General features: G+C 48.4%; 1 protein-coding gene. It reads right to left on the minus strand.

All coding sequences use genetic code 11. The features are described 5' to 3' along the window. Window positions 1-15 precede the first annotated feature (15 nt). Window positions 16-450 (minus strand): IS200/IS605 family transposase, encoded by a 435-nt coding sequence (gene tnpA / locus V6766_RS25500; RefSeq protein WP_448471034.1) that lies wholly within the window; start codon window positions 448-450, stop codon window positions 16-18. Window positions 451-572 lie beyond the last annotated feature (122 nt).

A 572-nucleotide genomic window follows, 5' to 3' on the forward strand; every position in this document is an offset into this window, starting at 1 on the left:
TGGTTTTGTTACTGATTAAAAGCTGCCTTTGAACAAGTCGGCATAGTCCGAGGCCTTGTCGGCCTTCTCCTGGTTGCGGATATAACGTCTGACGACCTGCTCATTGTAGCCCGTCGTCGAAACAAAATATCCCCGCGACCAAAAGTGATAGCCTTTGTATTTGCGTTTGCGGGCATACTTGTTGCCCACATAAATCGACGTTTTGCCTTTCAAAAACCCGACAACATGCGACACCGAATATTTCGGCGGGATCGATATCAGCATGTGTACATGATCGGGCATCAGGTGCCCCTCTTCTATGTGGCACCCCTTCTGCAAGGCCAGTTTCACAAACAAATCCCGCAACTCCATACGAAGCTCTCCATAAAGCCGCTTCGTCCGGTACTTGCTGGAAAACACAACGTGGTATTTGCAGTCCCAGGTGCTGTGTGATAGGTGATTTTCATCCATAAAAACCTCCATGCTTACGCATCTTGACCACGCCAATGGTTCAAGCATGGAGGTCTCTCGCCCTTAATGTAGAACGCGTCCAGTCCTCCACCGTAGGTGGAGGTTTATTTTGGATATAAAAA

This window comes from Martelella sp. AMO21009 (assembly GCF_053484295.1).

What these genes read in the sequence shown, in the direction of transcription:
- tnpA (WP_448471034.1), bottom strand. Translation starts at nt 450, where the DNA reads ATGGATGAAAATCACCTATCACACAGCACCTGGGACTGCAAATACCAC.